This is a genomic window from Hyphococcus flavus, from assembly GCF_028748065.1.
GTDB classification, from domain to species: domain Bacteria; phylum Pseudomonadota; class Alphaproteobacteria; order Caulobacterales; family Parvularculaceae; genus Hyphococcus; species Hyphococcus flavus.
In genome coordinates this window covers 2445491-2462443 of record NZ_CP118166.1, presented here as the reverse complement: position 1 = coordinate 2462443, position 16953 = coordinate 2445491, and the positions used below count along the sequence as shown (strand labels likewise).

16 protein-coding genes are annotated in these 16953 nt (G+C 54.0%); 9 read left to right on the top strand and 7 right to left on the bottom strand.

Annotation, left to right across the window (positions count from 1 at the left end; genetic code table 11):
* Nucleotides 1–6: 6 nt before the first annotated feature.
* The 3 genes from PUV54_RS11765 to PUV54_RS11755 form a co-directional block, all read right to left on the bottom strand.
* The gene (locus PUV54_RS11765) at nucleotides 7–1026 is read right to left on the bottom strand and encodes a glycoside hydrolase family 3 N-terminal domain-containing protein (protein ID WP_274492441.1); all 1020 of its coding nucleotides are present in this window, start codon (nucleotides 1024–1026) and stop codon (nucleotides 7–9) included.
* 21 nt (nucleotides 1027–1047) lie between these two features.
* The gene (locus PUV54_RS11760; RefSeq protein ID WP_274492440.1) at nucleotides 1048–1890 is read right to left on the bottom strand and encodes an SPOR domain-containing protein; all 843 of its coding nucleotides are present in this window, start codon (nucleotides 1888–1890) and stop codon (nucleotides 1048–1050) included.
* A gap of 180 nt (nucleotides 1891–2070) precedes the next feature.
* The gene (locus tag PUV54_RS11755) at nucleotides 2071–3285 is read right to left on the bottom strand and encodes a deoxyguanosinetriphosphate triphosphohydrolase (RefSeq protein ID WP_274492439.1); all 1215 of its coding nucleotides are present in this window, start codon (nucleotides 3283–3285) and stop codon (nucleotides 2071–2073) included.
* 280 nt (nucleotides 3286–3565) lie between these two features.
* Here PUV54_RS11755 and PUV54_RS11750 point away from each other — a divergent pair, with 280 nt between their 5' ends.
* Nucleotides 3566–3907: a HesB/IscA family protein gene (locus PUV54_RS11750; protein WP_274492438.1), complete on the top strand. Its 342-nt coding sequence runs from the start codon at nucleotides 3566–3568 to the stop codon at nucleotides 3905–3907.
* 22 nt (nucleotides 3908–3929) lie between these two features.
* Here the strand turns inward: PUV54_RS11750 and PUV54_RS11745 are convergent, their stop codons facing one another.
* Entirely contained in the window at nucleotides 3930–4484 is a 555-nt protein-coding gene (locus tag PUV54_RS11745; RefSeq protein WP_274492437.1) for an ATP-dependent Clp protease proteolytic subunit, read from the bottom strand.
* A gap of 132 nt (nucleotides 4485–4616) precedes the next feature.
* Complete coding sequence (locus PUV54_RS11740) at nucleotides 4617–5276, bottom strand: ATP-dependent Clp protease proteolytic subunit (protein WP_274492436.1); 660 nt, start codon at nucleotides 5274–5276, stop codon at nucleotides 4617–4619.
* A gap of 146 nt (nucleotides 5277–5422) precedes the next feature.
* Between PUV54_RS11740 and PUV54_RS11735 the strand changes: the two genes are divergently transcribed.
* The 7 genes from PUV54_RS11735 (at nucleotide 5423) to PUV54_RS11705 (ending at nucleotide 10321) form a co-directional block, all read left to right on the top strand.
* Nucleotides 5423–6094, top strand: coding sequence for a nitroreductase (locus PUV54_RS11735; RefSeq protein ID WP_274492435.1), 672 nt, complete (start codon nucleotides 5423–5425; stop codon nucleotides 6092–6094).
* 11 nt (nucleotides 6095–6105) lie between these two features.
* Complete coding sequence (locus PUV54_RS11730; protein WP_274492434.1) at nucleotides 6106–6585, top strand: SRPBCC family protein; 480 nt, start codon at nucleotides 6106–6108, stop codon at nucleotides 6583–6585.
* Nucleotides 6582–7364 (top strand): exodeoxyribonuclease III, encoded by a 783-nt coding sequence (gene xth / locus PUV54_RS11725; RefSeq protein ID WP_274492433.1) that lies wholly within the window; start codon nucleotides 6582–6584, stop codon nucleotides 7362–7364. The genes PUV54_RS11730 and xth overlap by 4 nt, the downstream gene beginning before the upstream one ends.
* Nucleotides 7365–7367: 3 nt before the next feature.
* A complete protein-coding gene (locus PUV54_RS11720; RefSeq protein WP_274492432.1) occupies nucleotides 7368–8204 on the top strand; it encodes an alpha/beta hydrolase in 837 nt (278 codons plus the stop codon).
* Entirely contained in the window at nucleotides 8201–9286 is a 1086-nt protein-coding gene (locus tag PUV54_RS11715; protein WP_274492431.1) for an ATP-dependent DNA helicase, read from the top strand. Before PUV54_RS11720 ends, PUV54_RS11715 begins: the two co-directional genes overlap by 4 nt.
* A 68-nt stretch (nucleotides 9287–9354) precedes the next feature.
* The gene (locus PUV54_RS11710; protein ID WP_274492430.1) at nucleotides 9355–9714 is read left to right on the top strand and encodes a DUF805 domain-containing protein; all 360 of its coding nucleotides are present in this window, start codon (nucleotides 9355–9357) and stop codon (nucleotides 9712–9714) included.
* 175 nt (nucleotides 9715–9889) lie between these two features.
* The gene (locus tag PUV54_RS11705; RefSeq protein WP_274492429.1) at nucleotides 9890–10321 is read left to right on the top strand and encodes a PH domain-containing protein; all 432 of its coding nucleotides are present in this window, start codon (nucleotides 9890–9892) and stop codon (nucleotides 10319–10321) included.
* Here the strand turns inward: PUV54_RS11705 and PUV54_RS11700 are convergent.
* Entirely contained in the window at nucleotides 10318–11289 is a 972-nt protein-coding gene (locus PUV54_RS11700; protein ID WP_274492428.1) for a DUF3137 domain-containing protein, read from the bottom strand. The two genes, PUV54_RS11705 and PUV54_RS11700, sit on opposite strands and share 4 nt — an antisense overlap.
* A 177-nt stretch (nucleotides 11290–11466) precedes the next feature.
* Between PUV54_RS11700 and PUV54_RS11695 the strand changes: the two genes are divergently transcribed.
* On the top strand, nucleotides 11467–14979 hold the full coding sequence (locus PUV54_RS11695; RefSeq protein ID WP_274492427.1) for a PAS domain-containing hybrid sensor histidine kinase/response regulator: 3513 nt from the start codon (nucleotides 11467–11469) through the stop codon (nucleotides 14977–14979).
* Here PUV54_RS11695 and PUV54_RS11690 read toward each other — a convergent pair.
* Nucleotides 14976–16814: an ABCB family ABC transporter ATP-binding protein/permease gene (locus PUV54_RS11690; protein WP_274492426.1), complete on the bottom strand. Its 1839-nt coding sequence runs from the start codon at nucleotides 16812–16814 to the stop codon at nucleotides 14976–14978. The two genes, PUV54_RS11695 and PUV54_RS11690, sit on opposite strands and share 4 nt — an antisense overlap.
* Nucleotides 16815–16953: the final 139 nt, after the last annotated feature.

Here is a 16953-nt window from a genome sequence, read left to right as displayed (position 1 = left end):
TGAAATCTATATTTTTACGGGCTTCAACAAGGTGTTGAGGCGTTCATAAGCCTCGCCCGTATCGGTCCTGTCAACCGGCCCTAATTCCTCTAGGGCGTGCGCCGCGCGAGCAGCGGCTTTGCCCTCCAGCGGACGCAAATGTCCTGAGCATTCTTTCTTTTCGGCGAGGGTGAAATTGCAGTTCAGCGCAATATCGCAACCCGCCTCATAAGACCTCGTAATCCGCTCCGGGATCGGACCGCCCAGCGCTTTCATTTTGAGGTCGTCTGTCATCAGCAAACCGTCAAAACCGATCTCGCCGCGAATAACGTCATTGATAATTACCGATGACAGGGTCGAAACCGTTTCGGCGTCATAGGCTTCATAAACGATATGCGCCGTCATCCCCATGCGCACATCGCGCAAGGATTTGAAAGTCTCAAAGTCAACCGTTTGCAAATCACGCTTCGAATTACATACGCGCGGCAATTCAAAATGGCTGTCGCAAAGCGCGCGTCCGTGGCCCGGCATGTGCTTCATCACAGGCAGGGCGCCGCCGGCAATCGATCCTTCAATTGTTGCATGCGCAAGTGTTGTGATCACGTCCGGCCACTTGGCGAAAACGCGATCACCGATAACGACCGGGTCGGCGTCTGGCTGCGGTACGTCGATCATGGGCACGCAGTTCACGTTAACGCCGAGATCGGAAACCATCCGACCCAAAAGATAGCCGTTGAGCCGCGCGGCTTCGTTTGCCTTCGCCGGATCGAGTTTCCAGAGTTCGCCAAATACAGACGCGGGCGGATGCGCGGGAAACGCCGGCGGCTTGAGGCGGACGACGCGCCCACCCTCCTGATCGATCAGGATCGGCGCATCTTCGCGGCCGACGCATTCACGCAACTCGTCGCAATGGGCCCGCACATTGTCAGCGTTTTCACAATGACGCGCGAAGAGAATAAAGCCCCAGGGATCGACATCCCTGAAAAAGGCTTTTTCTTCTGCGGTAAGGCGCGGCCCCTCGCAGTCAAAGATCGCAGCAGTGGGCATAACGCAACGCGCCCTTAACGCTTAGTTTGAACGAGGAAGGCAGTCCTGCCCGCGCTCTTTCAGGCCCGAACAATACGTATTGGCCTCGTCAGATGACGAGAACGGCCCGATGCGAAGGCGATGATAAACGCCGCGATCACCTAGATCGGCGACTTCAACATCCGGGCCCTTGCCGGAAAGATAGTCGCCAAGGCGGCTTTGCATCCGCGCCCACTGCGCCATGGCTTCGTCGTTTGAACGAAACGCGCCGACCTGCACAACATGGGTGCCGGAAAGAGCGCTGACGGCGCCACGCGACGCAGGACGCACATTCGACGCGACGCTTGTTGTTTCAGGCGCCGGCTCTTCCACCACTGGCTCTTCAACTGTCGTATCAGCGCCAAGCACTTCGGCATCCTGCGCTTCGAGATCGGCGAGACGGTCTTCAACTTCGTCGCTCATATCAGCGGCGGCGGCTTCCGCATCTGCTGCGATGGATCCGATGGTGTCTTCCGCGGTGCGGGTGACAGGTTCTTCAGGACCTTCCGCAAGAGTCGTCACCGGCTCGCTATTTTCGCCATCGAGCGCATCGTAGACTTCTCGGTCCTCGACAGTCGCGCTGTTGTCTGCGGTTTCAATTTTGATCGGATCGGGATCGGCCGCTACATAAGGCGTTTCGATGGCGCTGTCGCCGCCGACCTTCATGCCCTGTTTGTAAGCGATCCACACGACCGAAACGAACGCGCCGATCATGACGATGCCCATGATCAAAACCGCAAAGCCGGAAAGGCCGCGATCCTCATCATCGTCGTCGAACTCGTCATATTCCTGATAGTCTTCTTCTTCGTATGGTTCTTCTGTCATTTGCTCAGCTGCGTTGGTCATCGATTAACCGCTCCTTGGCAAGCGCATGTTCAAGCGACAAATCGCTTGGCGCCTGTTTCGTCATCCGTGTCCGTCTTTGTCCACGAACGCTCCGACTACGCCCGAAAATTCCGCGTCGGCAACACCTTCCGAATCGCTGTTGCCGCACATTCTAGCACTTCTGCCCAGATTCGCGGAACGCTAGCCATCAAATTCGACGCTAAAAAGGCGCCGGTATTCCCTCATGGCGTAACGGTCGGTCATGCCGGCGATATAATCGCAGACGATTCGCGCCAATATGTCTTCACGGCGCGCCTCATCCGCGCCGTCATAGCGCTCGCGCCATTCCGGCGGCAATGTCTCTGGCTCGGTAAAAAACAAATCAAACAGAGATTTAACAATTCGCTTGGCCTGGCTGCGGGCGCGATTAACCTTGTGGTGCCGGTACATATTGGCGTGGAGAAAGGCGCGAAGGCCGTCGAGGTCTTTTTCCATGCTTGTGGAAAACGCGACCATGGCGCGGTCGGCGCGCCGTACCGCGTCCGCATCCTTCGGCGCCAACGCCGCCAGCCGCGCCTTCGTCTCGGCCAGCACATCCTCGACCATGGCGCCGATCAGGTCCGACACCGCCTCGGCGATCAGGACATCCCGCGGCGCCGATGGATAACGGTCCTCAGCGGCTTTCAGCGCCGGACCAATCAGCGGCAGGTCGCGCGCCTCCTCGAAATCGAACAATCCCGCGCGCAATCCGTCATCCACGTCGTGATTATTGTAGGCGATATCGTCGGCTATGGCCCCGATCTGCGCCTCCAGCGACGGGAACGTGTCGAGCCAGAGGTCATGGCTTTCGGCATATTCAACGATCGCGGCAGGAAGCGGCTCATCTTTTCGGGCTAACGGACCGATCAACGGGCCATTATGTTTGACCACACCTTCGAGTGTTTCCCAGGTAAGATTGAGCCCTGAAAAATCAGCGTGGCGATGCTCAAGCTTGGTGAGAAGTCTCAAGGTTTGCGCATTGTGATCAAAGCTATTGTACGGCTTCATGCATTCGACTAGTACGTCCTCGCCCGTGTGGCCGAATGGCGGATGGCCGAGATCATGGGCGAGCGCCACGCATTCGGCGAGATCTTCATCAAGCTGCAACGCCCGGGCGAGCGTGCGCGCAATCTGCGCCACTTCCAGCGAATGGGTCAGGCGCGTGCGGTAATGGTCGCCCTCATGAGAAATGAAAACTTGCGTCTTGTGTTTGAGGCGCCGGAACGCCACCGAGTGGATCACCCGGTCGCGGTCGCGCTGGAACGGCGTTCGGATCGAACTTTCGGCTTCCGTCACCAGCCGCCCGCGCGTCTCCTCCGCCCGCGCCGCATAAGAGGCGAGCGGCGCCGGAAACGCCTTTGGCGCATTTCGGGTCATGTGGTCCGCCTTTTGGGCGCCGTCAGGCATGGGTCGCGTTCCGGGCTTTGCTTGGCTTTCTCACGGCCTTGTCAGCCGATTCCGTTAACGGTTCGCGTTAAATATAGGAATAGGGCGTGATTTTCGATGCCCTCCACAGTCATCCCGGACTTGATCCGGGATCCATGAGGCCCAGTTTTATTGGATCCCGGGTCGCAACTCGGGATGACGCCAGAAACGCCCCTCGAAATCTGCTGGCAAAACGACTATTTATTGAGACAGGTAAATTAGAGTTCCGTTCATGACCGTCGCAGAAACAACACCCGTCACCGTCTCGGCCCGCGCCGCAAGCAAGATCGCCGCTATCCTGTCAAAGGAGCCCGAGGGCGCCATGCTGCGCGTCGCGGTGGAAGGCGGCGGCTGCTCCGGCTTCCAGTACCAGTTCGATATTGTGATGGAGCGCGAGGGTGACGACCTCGTCCTCGACGCGGGCGGCTATAGCGTGCTCGTGGACAGCGTCTCGGTTGAATATATGTCGGGATCGGAAATCGATTTCTCCGACGAACTCATAGGCGCGGCGTTCAAGATCAACAACCCGAACGCCACGGCAAGTTGCGGCTGCGGGACGAGTTTTTCGTTATAAGCCGTATCCAAAACTGAAAAGACTAATCTTCCAAAACCATAACAATATTTGAGCGCTCGTCTTTCAGCTCCTGTCCTGTTTTCCAAACATCGCCAAATTCCATGCTTACATTCAATCGATCACGCCAAACCGGGTTTACATCAGACCGGTCAATATACCGGCTGAAGAATTCAAACGCCGATTGATTTTGCTCGTGCGCGTACATGACAATTTCAGTGCCTGTATGCGGGTCGATTGCACGTGTATCGTGGAACAACCAATTTGAAGATGCGGACGCTATGCGCATCCTGCCCTGCAGATAGATTGGAACACACATTGAAAGGCAGTCTTTATCGGGACCAACATAGGTCCAGACAGCATGCGTTTTCTTCATCTTATTAATGATGTCGATAATTTTGTTGCCTTCGCTTACCAGTCCGCCAGGGGAATCCAGCTCAATCACAATTTTTGATACTTTGCCTTTCCAGCTATTGAAATCACTCCATAATTGCGCCGCCATCGGCTGATCTATCCGGCCTGTCCAAGAAAAAATAACGGCATCATCGTCTAGCGGATCGTTAAGAACCTCAAGGACCAATGGCGGCGCTTCGGTTCGCTCACCGCTAAAAACATAATAGATGGCGGCTATAAATAAAATTATGAGTCCTGCTGTTCCCCATCTAATTAGCATTTCAGTATCTTTCTTGCCCAGAACCCGGAAACATTAAAACTATTCCAACTCCGTCACGATCCCACTTTCTTCTTCAACCAAATCTCTCGCTGATCGAAACACATCACGACCCTTCCATTCGGCAAGCAGTCCTTCAAGCCATGACGGATTGATTGGCGAATTCGCAAAATAACGGTCAACAAAGCGGCGCGTCGTCAGGTTCTTTTCAAGTTCCGGCCGTCTGACTTCCTCATCCGTATGAAAATCGCGCACGGTCGGTTCGTGAAACATGAAGATCGCGTTTTCACCAGCCATGCGCTGTTCGCCCATCAGGAATATCGGCACGCACATGGAATAACATTTATAGCCGCGGCGCACGCGCGTATCGACAATATGCGTGTGCTTCATCCGTTCGATAATACGGATCACTTGTTCGCCCTCGGCGATGGCGCCGCCCGGCGAATGCAGATCGAGGATGATGCGCCCCGCCCTGTCACCCCACTCCGCAAACGCTTCCTCGTAACGGCGCGCCATGGGGACCTCAACTTCGCTGCGCCAATAGAAAACCACCGTGTCCTGCTCGTTCGGGTCAAGCCGCGCCTCAAGCCGGCCCTCGTCCCGGAAGATGAATTGCTCGTTGCGCGTGATTAAAAACACCGTCGCCGCCAGCATCAGCAATGTGGCGGCGAGCATGAATTTATTTTTTTGACGCTGGTCCACTGCATCCCATCATTGTCGTTGGCGAACAGGGCCGCCAATGTCATCACCGGGTTTAGCCCGTTGATCCAGTTTTCTGTATTACTTTACATGCACATGCTGGATTGCCGGAACAAGCCCGGCAATGACATGGAGATACAGAGAACCTCATGACAGTCGCTGAAATCCTTCAATCCCGCATTTCAACCCGCGCATTTCTGGACAAGCCAGTGAGCGAACATCAAGTACGCGAGATTCTCGATATAGCGCGCTGGTCGCCCTCCGGCGGCAATCTTCAGCCATGGCGCGTGCATGTGGTCACGGGTACGGCGCGTGAACGGCTGGTGGAGACGGTGAAAAAAGCGATAGCGGAGAATCCTATGGCGGATGAATCGGAAATTCACGTCTATCCGCCGAAGCTTAGTGAACCGTGGCGCACGCGGCGTTATGAACTTGGCGAAGCCATGTATGATCTGTTGGATATACCGCGCGAAAATAAAATGGGCCGGCTCATGCAACTCGCAAAGAATTATGAATTCTTTGGCGCGCCCGTGGGCCTGTTCTTTTCGCTCAACCGCCAGTTCGACAAGGGCCAGTGGGCGCATCTTGGCATGTTGATGCAGTCGATTGCGCTCGTGGCGGAGGAAAAGGGCCTTTCAACCTGCATGCAGGAGGCCTGGGCCATGCGCGCCCGGACGGTCACGGAGTTTTTAGGGCTGTCTGACGACGAACAGCTTTATTGCGGCATGGCTTTGGGCTATGGGGACAAAGCGGCGAAAGTGAACGACTTGCGCTCGTCGCGTGTGACCGTAGACGATTTCGCGACATTCATCACCGAATAACGGCAGGCCCCATGCCCGTTCAGATTTCCGTTACTGAAATTGTGAATTCTCCGGCAAGCGATGTCTTTAACGCCGCCATATCGTTTGACGCGCGCAAGCTGGTGCAAAAACACGGCCCCCTGCCCGGCATCGTAAAAGTGGATGGGCATGACGCGCCATGGTCCGCCATTGGCGATGTGCGCCATCACACGCTTTCTGATAATTCATCAGTACGCGAAGAACTTGTCACTTTTACGCCGCACGATACTTTCGCCTATCGCCTGACGGAATTCACCGGCCCTTTCGCCCCGCTGGTCAAGGGCGCGCGCGCCGACTGGCATTTTACGCAACTGGGCTCCGCAAAAACAAAAATTGACTGGACGTATTCCTTCACGCCGCGAAGCATGGCCGCCGAAGGCATTCTCTGGTTCATTGTCAAACTGTTCTGGCCCGGCTATCTGAAAGCCGCGCTTGCGCGCGTCAAAGATGAAGCTGAGAGTTCAGAAAATTGAAAATCGCCACATTCAACGTCAATTCCATCAACGCCCGGCTGCCGCGCATTCTGGAATGGTTCGACAAAGCCAAACCGGACGTCGCCGTTCTGCAGGAAATCAAATGCGTCGATGAAAAATTCCCGGCGTTAGAGTTCGAGGACCGTGGCTATAATGTCGAGGTGCACGGTCAGAAAACCTATAATGGCGTCGCCCTCCTCTCAAAATTTCCGGTCGAGGATGTTTTGCGCGGCCTGCCAGGTGATAAAGATGACGAGCAGGCGCGCTATATTGAGGCGCTGGTGGCGCCTGATAATTCAGCACCCATTCGCGTTGGCGGGCTTTACCTGCCAAACGGCAATCCGGCGCCGGGGCCGAAATACGAATATAAGCTGAAGTGGATGAAGCGGCTGAAAAGACACGCGCAGAAATTGCTTGAGCACGAAGAGGCATTCGTTCTCGCGGGCGACTACAACGTCATTCCGCAGGCGGAAGACGTGCATGATCCTGTGGCGTGGCAGGGAGATGCGCTTTACCGGCCGGAAACCCATGCGGCGTTCCGTGAAATTTTATATCTTGGCCTCACCGATGCATTGCGACAGGCAGACCCGACGGGCGTGCGTTACACATTCTGGGACTATCAGCGCGGCGCCTGGGAAAAAGATCACGGCATCCGCATTGATCACCTGCTGCTTTCACCGCAAGCAGCTGACAGATTCAAAGACGCCGGTGTCGATCGCGCCGAACGCGGCAAGGAAAAGCCGTCTGACCATGTGCCGGTTTGGGTGGAATTGGAGTGATTGATGCGAACGAAGTATTCACTGTTTTCCCTCGCCGCAATCGTCTTCCTGCTCGTCAATCCGGCATTCGCTGAGGACAGCCCGCTCGACAAACTGCATACGATCGCGCCCGACGGCTATCACGTTGTAGAAGCGCAAGAACTCGGCCGGCCGTTTTATGTATTCGTGCGCTTGCCGGCTGATTACGAAAAATCCGACAAACGCTATCCGGTTATTTATCTTCTCGATGGCGGCTACACCTACCCGCTTCTGTCTTCGTATTACCGTATGCTCAGTTTTGATGAATCCATGCCTGAGGCGATTCTTGTGGGCATTTCATATGGCGGCGAAGGTTTCGCGGACGGCAACATGCGCGGCACGGACTTCACCGCCCATTCGGCCGAGCGTGATTTCTGGGGCGGCGCACCAGCGTTTCAAGGTTTTCTAGCTGACGAACTGTTGCCCTTCATCGCTGAAAACTACCGCACGGATGAGGCGCGCCGCATTATTTACGGACAATCGTTAGGCGGACAGTTTCTGGTGTATTCGGCGATGACGCGGCCTAATCTGTTCTGGGGACGTATCGCAAGCAACCCCGCTTTTCACCGTAATCTCGATTACTTTCTGGAAATGGAGCCTGCCGCCGGGCAAACTGACTCTCATCTGATTGTGACCGCGGCATCTGATGAAGCAGCGGTCTTTCGGGAACCTTCGCAACGCTGGATCGCACACTGGACGGAAGAAGACGACCTTCCCTTCGCATTGCATGTCATCGATTTGCCCGGCGAACGCCATGCAACAGCGACGCCCCTTTCCTTTCGCGCCGGGATGCGGGTTCTTTTTCCAGACCAGCCGGAATGAACTGGTCTCCCGAACAGGATAACGCACTTTTAGAAGTGGAACGCTGGCGCAAGGCTGGCGAGAGCCAAGTCTTTCGTCTGTTTGGCTATGCTGGCGCGGGCAAGACCACACTTGCACGCCATATCGCGGAAAACGCTGGCGGCGATGTGGCGTTCGGCGCCTTCACCGGCAAAGCGGCGCATGTCATGCGCCAAAAGGGATGCGTTGGCGCCACCACCATTCATTCGCTGATTTATCGTCCCGCCAGTAGCGAGGGTGAAGACGAGCCGCAATTCGCTATCCGCCATGACGCGCCCGCCGCCGATGCCGACCTGATCGTGATCGATGAATGTTCCATGGTGGATGAGGAGCTGGGCCGCGACCTTCTCTCCTTCAACAAACCCGTTCTCGTGCTTGGCGATCCGGCGCAATTGCCGCCAGTCAAAGGCGGCGGCTTTTTCACCGAGGGCGAGCCTGATTTTATGCTGACGGAAATTCACCGACAGGCGGCGGACAATCCGATCATCCGGCTTTCCATGGCGATCCGCGCAGGCGAGCCTTTTGACGAACACTCAGATGAATGCCGCCTGATCTCGCGCAAGGATATTTCGACAGAAGCGATCATGGAGGCCGATCAGATTCTGGTCGGCGCCAATCGCACTCGCAAACGCTACAATGACCGGCTGCGTGAACTGCACGGTTATTCAGGTTCATCACCGGAGTCTGGCGAAAAACTTGTCTGCCTTCGCAACAATAAAAAGAAAGGCTTGTTGAACGGCGGCATTTGGAGCGTTGAAAATCAGATGAAACCCAAGGGGCAGCGGGTTCGTTTCATCGTCCGGCCGGAAGAAGGCGGCAAGAGCGTGAAAGTCTCCGTACCGAGAGGGTTTTTTATTGATGGTCCCGAAAGCGTGCCATGGCTGCAAAGAAAAGGCGCTGACGAGTTCGATTACGGCTACGCCCTCACCGTGCACAAGGCGCAAGGCAGCCAGTGGGACAATATTGTGCTTTTCGACGAAAGCTTCATGTTCCGTGAACACGCCGCCCGCTGGCTCTATACAGGTGTCACAAGAGCCGCGGAACGCCTGACTTTGGTGCGTTAACCCCTCCTTGCACGGAAAACGAACGCCGGTAGACTGTGCAATCACGCGCCATAACGAAGGAGAGCGTCATGGATATCATGCAGTCAGTAAAAACGGTGTTGGGCAATTACGCCAATTTCAACGGGCGCTCCAGTCGCGCTGAATTCTGGTGGTGGGCGTTGGCGTACTTTGTAGCTTACGTAGGTATTTATTTTGTCGGTGGTGTCGTTGGTGTTGGCGAGATGCTCGCCGGCTTGTTGGCGCTCGGTCTTTTGGTGCCGAATATAGCAGTCAGCGTTCGACGTTTTCACGACATCGGCAAGTCGGGATGGTGGTGTTTGATATTCATCATTCCCCTCGTCGGTCTCATCGCCATGATCTTCTTTTTCACTAAACCGTCCGAAGGCCCTAACCAGTTTGGCGAGGGCCCGATGGCGCCTGTTGCGTAAGCCAACAGTACATTCAAACACTATCGTAAAGGCGGGCTGCGGCCCGCCTTTTTTTGCACCTAGTACTGGCAGGCCGCATGAAACCCAGCCCGTTTCATTAGCTCTGCATTCACTGACAATGAAACCATCTACGCTGCGGCGTGTTTCTAATAAAATTCTGTATTAGGAGCGATCCATGTCCTATGTGAAGTCGAGCCTTGGCGCTGACGAAGAAGTCTTGATGATGGGAAGATTCCCGTGGCCGTACCACGTCACTGCGTGGGGGGCATTGTTAATCCTTGGCGTTGCCGTGATTGGCGTTATTATCTGGGCCTTGATGCTCGTTCATTTCAAAACGACTGAATCCGCGCTGACCTCGCGGCGAATTGTCTACAAAAAAGGTTTATTCACCCGTGAAACAATGGAACTAGGCGTTTCGACGGTTGAGCAAATAGAACTTCATCAGGGGTTCTGGGGCCGGATTTTCGGATTTGGCGTTCTTGAGATTTCAGGCACTGGCGACAGTCAAATCCGTACGCACCCCATATCCGATCCTGTAAAATTCAGGCGCATGGTCACGGATACGCGGGCAAAGGAAAGAGCGGGCGCTGTAGCGAACGCGGCTTAAGCCTCACGGATAACGTCAACTGAAAAGGCGCCGTCGATTTTTTTGTCGATACGCTTGAGCAGGACATCAATGAGATCATAAATCAGGTCGAACTCTTTGAGGATCTTTTCGACCCTTTCCGGCCCCTGTAACGGTTTGAACATTGATCCCATATTCAGCTTGTCACCCGTCTCAAGCGCCAGAAACAATTTTCCGCCGGAAAACGCTGCGCGCAGTTTCGCGCCGTTAAACAGCCGATCCAGCTCCTCAAATCTTTCCAGCACCATCGGATCAAGCAATTCACGCGCCTCGACCTGGTCCGTCGACCACGCCTCGAAGATCTTTTCAAATTTCTGTGAGACGATGCCGATACGCTGAAACTGTTTTCCCGGTTTCATGAAACGGTTGAATAGTCCCGCGTCGCGCTTGATCACAGTCTCGCCCAGAAATTTCTTATGATAATCGATCACAAGCATCTGGCCATGAAAGACCGTTCTCGTGCTGCTGTTTTTGCCTGATGTCTTGTATTTGAGATGCGCTTCGCAAAAAACGAAATCGGCGCCGTTTCGGGCGCCCTTAACTTCGTCTTCCCAGCTCTCGCGGTTAAAATTCGGCAGGAGGCCAAGCCGGTCAAAATCCGCGCAATAGGATGGGCGGGAAATATCGCGAACATAGTCCAGCTTTAGCTGACCGCAGACACGCTCCAGCAAACCGCGTGTAATATCGCCTCGGGTCTTGTTGACACGAAAGCCGGCGACCGCGAGGCCCAGCATACCGCTGACAATTGACGCCTGAATGTTGCCCTCGCCAAACGGACCAAACTTCAACACCACACCGATTAAAACCGCTGAGGCGATTACAATCAGGCCAGCATGCATGACCGCGCTCTGCCTGGCATCTTCCTTACCCTGCAGATAGGGCTCTATGTCGTTCTCGTAAAACGATTGAAAGCCGTGAAATTCTTCACGTGACGATGGCGGCGTAATCATGCGGCTTCACCTCTGACTCGGCCTTAATATTGTACCGCAACACGGTAATATCCGGTTAACCTTCTGCACAAGCAGCCCTTTTGAAGCAACTTCCGTCCGCCAGATAAAATATGGATAACGCCGCGTTAATCATATTTACAGATGCTGCGCAAAAGAAATGCTGGAGCATTCTTCAATATGCGCACTGTTTTGGGAGGGGTCGTAAACGCGCTTCGCGTAGATCCCGGCACGCCAGATGTAGTTGTCGAGCGTCAGCTTCGTGAGCTGAAGCTTCAATTGCCCCGTGTCATGCTTGGGGTTGGCGGATGTACTTTATTTATCGCTTCTTATTTCTGGAACCAATTGAATCCAGCACTGGTCGCAATTCTGATGGCCTATGCGCTGGCGCATTTTGCATTTTTGCCGAAATGGCTCCGCATGGATGTGGATGCAATGCCAGCGCCCGAACGACGCAAAATAGTCAACGGCGTTTTGCCTAAAACGATTGTGTTTGCGTTTGTCTGTTGCCTCACATCAATCAGCCTTGCGCTGGAGGCTGGGCATGATGCATATATTCTCGTTAGCTTGTGGTGTCTTTATTGCGGCGTTGGCGGCGCTATGGGGATCGCAGCGCTTGCGCACCGATCGAGCTTTCCGCTCGTAATTTGCATTACGCCAATAACAGTTTTGATGTTTGGTTCCGGCGATAAAATGCTGGTCAGCATTGGCGGGGTCATGCTCGTCGCCATGATCATTTATCATTACTATAACACGCGGATCGGAAATGTACTGGCTGAACTTTCTATCAGCCAACAGCAACTCAAGGAAAATGCGGCCGAGGTCAACGAACGGTTTCGTCATTTCATCGAAACAGCGTCAGACTGGGCATGGGAAATCGACGCGCGAGGACGCCTTTCTTACGTCTCACCCAATTTCGAAAAGATAACTGGCCTTGCTTCCGGAGATATTATTGGCGCGCCCGCAATTCGATTAATAAGAATCGATAGCCAAGAACAGGCAGCAGCGGAGAAAGCATTCACGGAAGCATTTGAACAGCACGAACCGATCCGCGATATTGTTCATGTAGCCTCGACCAGAGCCGGGAAAACAATGACGGTGTCCGCAAGCGGTCTGCCACAATATAATGCGGACGGAAATTTCATGGGCTATGTCGGCTGGTCGCGAGACATTACGGCGCAAGCCACGGCAGAAGCGCTGCTTAAGAAAAGCGAAGAACGCTACAAGGACTTCGCGGAGTCAGCCGGCGACTGGGCATGGGAAGTCGATGCCGATCTGCGGTACACTTTTATTTCGGAAAAAGCACAGCAGGTTACCGGCGGCGATCACTCACGCTTTATTGGCGAAGCAATGTCTTTTTCAGGCAACGGCGTTAGCGAAGACGATTGGGGCAAGCTGAAACAAACGATAGAGAATAGAGAACCTGTTCAGCAGTTTATATCTAGCGTCAACTTGAACGGCGGTGATCCTGTCTGGATTGAAAGAAGCGCACGCCCAATTTTTGATGAGCAAGGTATCTTCTCCGGCTATCGCGGAGTCGCGCGGGATGTCTCAAAACGTGTGAATGCACAACGCACCGCTGTAGAAGCGCGGCAAGAACTGGAAGAGATCAACGCACACCTTGAAGAGACCATTGAGGAACGCACAGCCGCCATTGCTGAAAAATCTCAGCTCATGGAAGAGGTTCTGGAATCCATGGCTCACGGCATGGTGGTGATTGACGAAGACGACGCGACGATCATCGCCGTTAATGAAAAAGCATGGCAAATGTCTGGTCTGCCTAAGGAGGCGTGGGCTGTAGGGAATGACATTCGTCAACTCTTACAGCTCGGCATTGATCACGGGATGTACGAGTATGGGTCCATCGAAGAGTATTTTGAAACTTCTGACAAAGCATTGAAAGAGTATGGAGACTTCCGCGCCATTCGCAGGCAGAAAGACGGCGCCATCATCGAAGAAAGCGTACGAACGAGGCCAAGCGGCGGGCGGGTCATCACCTATCGTGATATTACAGAAGCCCAGCAACGTGAAGATGAATTACGCGCTCTCTCGGAAGAATTAAAAGCCTCGCAAGCGGAAGCAATCGCCGCCAATCGCGCGAAGTCCGAATTCCTCGCCAATATGAGTCATGAGATTCGCACGCCTATGAATGGCGTTATAGGCATGGCGTCGCTACTGCTCGATACCCGCCTTGATGAAAAACAAAAAGACATGGCGAAAGTTATCGTCAGTTCCGGCGACGCATTGTTGAAAATTATTAACGACATTCTTGATTTCTCTCGCCTGGAAGCAGGCAAAATGCGCATTGTTCGTGAGCCCTTCGATCTACGTGATTGCATGGAAGACGTCGCCTCCCTGCTCGCTCTGCCTGTGGAGGAAAAGGGGATTGAGTTGATGGTCCGCATTTCGCCAAAACTCAATACTGACTTCATCGGCGATATCGGTCGCGTCCGTCAGGTGGTGACCAACCTTGTTGGCAACGCTGTAAAGTTCACCGAGAGCGGGCATATTCTGCTTGAAATCGACGGCGTCCATCGCGGTGAAATCGCCGACGTCACCATTTCTGTTTCTGATACAGGTTGCGGCATTCCTGATGAAAAACTGAAATCGATTTTTGAAGAGTTCGAACAGGTCGATGGCTCCTCCGCGCGCAAACATAATGGTGCGGGCCTGGGACTCGCAATCAGCAAGAAGATGATCGAGGCCATGGGCGGGTCAATCGCTGTTGAAAGCGAAGTCGGCAAGGGATCGAACTTCACAATCCGAATGCCGTTCGCGATTGATGAAACGGCGCTCGACGGGCAGGAACGCCAGCCATTTTCATTTGCCGATAAACGCGCGATTGTCGTTGACGATAACGCCGTCAACCGGACGATTTTGAAAGAACAGTTAGCGTCATGGGGCCTTGCCGCTGACGTCGCCGAAAGCGCAGAAGACGCCATCAAGGCTGTGAAATCCGCAGCCGCCAGCAATACGCCATACTCCATCGGCATTCTTGATTATCAAATGCCGGGCGCCGATGGTGTTGAACTTGCCCGCATGATCAAAAACGACGCCGACCTCGCATCGACCCCGCTGATCCTGCTGACTTCCGCCGGCAGAAAAGGCGATCCGGCGGGACTTTCCGGCGATCTGTTCTCCGCCTATCTGGTCAAACCGGCGCGATCCTCACTGCTACTCGATTCGATCCTTACGGCATTGAATGACAGCGCACTTCAACAACTCCAGCAACAAAGCGCACAGAAGCTGTCATCCGATGAACGCGGCGACGCATGTCCGTTCACATCCGACGGATCTCGCTTGCGTGTCCTTGTTGCGGAAGACAATATCGTCAACCAGATGGTCGTCAAAGCGATGCTCGACAAACTCTGCTGTGATGTTTCAATCGCTTCGAACGGAAAACTTGCCGTTGAAAAATACGCAGAAATTCAGCCAGATATTGTTCTTATGGACATGTCCATGCCGGAAATGGACGGCGCTGAAGCGACAGCTCGCATTCGCGCAATTGAACAGCAAGGAAACCGTTCAATGCCCATTATCGGCGTTACCGCGCATGCTTTGAGAGAAGACAAGCAAAAATGTCTGGATGCGGGTATGGATGATTACCTGCCGAAACCCGTCAAGCAGGATGCGCTTGTCGAAATGTTGGCGAAATGGACAGCTACCGCTAACAAGACACAAACAGCGCTTTAGGCTCCAGCGAACACTGGAGCCGCCGCCTCGCCTTCTCCGGTTTGCCGCCGCCACAATGACGCATAGATTCCATTTTCCATGATCAATTGATCATGCCGTCCGCGCTCTACGATCTCGCCATTGTCAAAAACCAAAATGATGTCAGCATTGGAAATCGTTGACAGTCTGTGTGCAACGGCAATCGTCGTACGACCTCGGGCTGCTTCTTTCAAAGCCGCCTGCACTTCACGTTCTGTTGTTGAATCAAGAGAAGACGTCGCTTCGTCAAGGATCAGAATAAGCGGATTCAGCAAAATTGCGCGCGCCACACCGACACGTTGTTTCTCACCTCCGGAAAGTTTAAGCCCGCGCTCGCCAACACGCGTATCAAGACCGTCTGGAAGCGACTGAATAAAGCTTCCTAGCTGCGCACGCTCAGCGGCTTGCATGATATCGTCATCGCTGGCGTCAGGCATCGCATAGGAAAGATTAAACCGCAAAGTATCGTTGAAAAGAACAACCTCCTGTGGAACGAGGCCAAGCGAAGCGCGCAAAGAAGACTGCGTGACGCTTTTGATGTCTTGACCATCGACAACAATTTTTCCCTCCGCCGGATCATAAAACCGAAACAGCAATTTCAGGATCGTCGATTTTCCCGCGCCTGATGGACCAACGATGCCGATAAACGCGCCGCCAGGCGCATCGAAACTCACCCCATTGAGGCCGCTTGCACGCCCTTCATGGGCAAAGCTGACATTCTCAAATTGAATCTCACCGCTTCCAGGCTCAAACGCCAATGCATTGGGCGCGTCCTCGACTGTCGAACGGCGATCCATCAACTCATAGAGTTTTTCGACATCCACCGTGCCTTGCTTAATTTCACGCCAGGCAAAGCCGAGGATATTAAGCGGGCGATAGATGTTGATCAGCATTAATATAATAGCTGTTACATCACCCGCTTGCATGTTTCCATTGACAGCGCCGTATCCCGCCATGATCGCCACCGCGAGCAAGCCGCAGGTCATGATCAGCTCTTGGCCGGCATTCAACAGCGACAAGGACTGCATAATTTTTGTATAATGGAAGTTATATTCCTGCATGGCGGCATCGTACCGGCCAGCCTCGCGTTGTTCAGCCGCGAAGGATTTTACTGTCTCGAAATTTGACAGCGTATCGAGTGCAATGCCGCGCAATCGCGTATCAACTTTGTTAAACTCTCTTCTTTGCTTATTGCGCCATTCCGTGACGATCACTGTAAAGATCGCATAGACAGCAACCGTCACAATGGCTGCGATTGAGAACTGCAAACCGTACATGATCGCCAAAACGACTGCAGCAAAGCCGAGTTCAACGAATGTCGGCCCGATATTGAAGGCAAGAAAGCGGAACAGGTACTCCATAGCGGCGGAGCCGCGTTCTATGACCCTGTTCAAGGCACCTGCACGCCGGGTCAGGTGAAATTGCAAATCGAGATTTTGGGCATGCTGAAATGCGTCTACAGCGACCACGCGCTGCGCGTCCTGGGTTACGGCGGTGAAGAACCCGTCCCTGATCGCTGGCAGGGCGCTCGCGGCGAACCTGGCGCCAGCAAAGAGTACAAAGAAAGTGACGAACGCCAATCCGGCGCCCGCAATGTCGGCGCTGTCTTCGTTTACCAGACTATTAACGCCCTCACCCATGAATACCGGAGCGATCACTGACAGACCCTTGGCGATGACAGTCAGCGTGAAAGCGAGACCTATCCGAAACCGCCACTTTTTTAGTTCCGGTCTGAACAGGACGGAGAACATCCGCCCGATGGAGCGACCAAAGGGCGTGGGCGCGGCGTTTACATTTTCTTCAGAATCCGGCGGCATGAGCCGCAAAATGGGGGCGCAGCCCCCAGAATACCAGCCCTTTAGACAGCATTTTCCTTTGATCGAAGACCAAAAGCTAACGGTTTTTCAATCGAAGCGTTAATACTAATACATGCTGAAAAAGCTAGAATTTACGCCC

Coding starts and splice junctions, on each gene's coding strand:
- PUV54_RS11715 (WP_274492431.1), top strand. CDS start 8,201: ATGAACTGGTCTCCCGAACAGGATAACGCACTTTTAGAAGTGGAACGC.
- PUV54_RS11720 (WP_274492432.1), top strand. CDS start 7,368: ATGCGAACGAAGTATTCACTGTTTTCCCTCGCCGCAATCGTCTTCCTG.
- PUV54_RS11760 (WP_274492440.1), bottom strand. CDS start 1,890: ATGACCAACGCAGCTGAGCAAATGACAGAAGAACCATACGAAGAAGAA.
- PUV54_RS11735 (WP_274492435.1), top strand. CDS start 5,423: ATGACAGTCGCTGAAATCCTTCAATCCCGCATTTCAACCCGCGCATTT.
- PUV54_RS11730 (WP_274492434.1), top strand. CDS start 6,106: ATGCCCGTTCAGATTTCCGTTACTGAAATTGTGAATTCTCCGGCAAGC.
- PUV54_RS11710 (WP_274492430.1), top strand. CDS start 9,355: ATGGATATCATGCAGTCAGTAAAAACGGTGTTGGGCAATTACGCCAAT.
- PUV54_RS11765 (WP_274492441.1), bottom strand. CDS start 1,026: ATGCCCACTGCTGCGATCTTTGACTGCGAGGGGCCGCGCCTTACCGCA.
- PUV54_RS11695 (WP_274492427.1), top strand. CDS start 11,467: ATGCGCACTGTTTTGGGAGGGGTCGTAAACGCGCTTCGCGTAGATCCC.
- PUV54_RS11705 (WP_274492429.1), top strand. CDS start 9,890: ATGTCCTATGTGAAGTCGAGCCTTGGCGCTGACGAAGAAGTCTTGATG.
- PUV54_RS11750 (WP_274492438.1), top strand. CDS start 3,566: ATGACCGTCGCAGAAACAACACCCGTCACCGTCTCGGCCCGCGCCGCA.
- PUV54_RS11700 (WP_274492428.1), bottom strand. CDS start 11,289: ATGATTACGCCGCCATCGTCACGTGAAGAATTTCACGGCTTTCAATCG.
- PUV54_RS11755 (WP_274492439.1), bottom strand. CDS start 3,285: ATGACCCGAAATGCGCCAAAGGCGTTTCCGGCGCCGCTCGCCTCTTAT.
- PUV54_RS11690 (WP_274492426.1), bottom strand. CDS start 16,814: ATGCCGCCGGATTCTGAAGAAAATGTAAACGCCGCGCCCACGCCCTTT.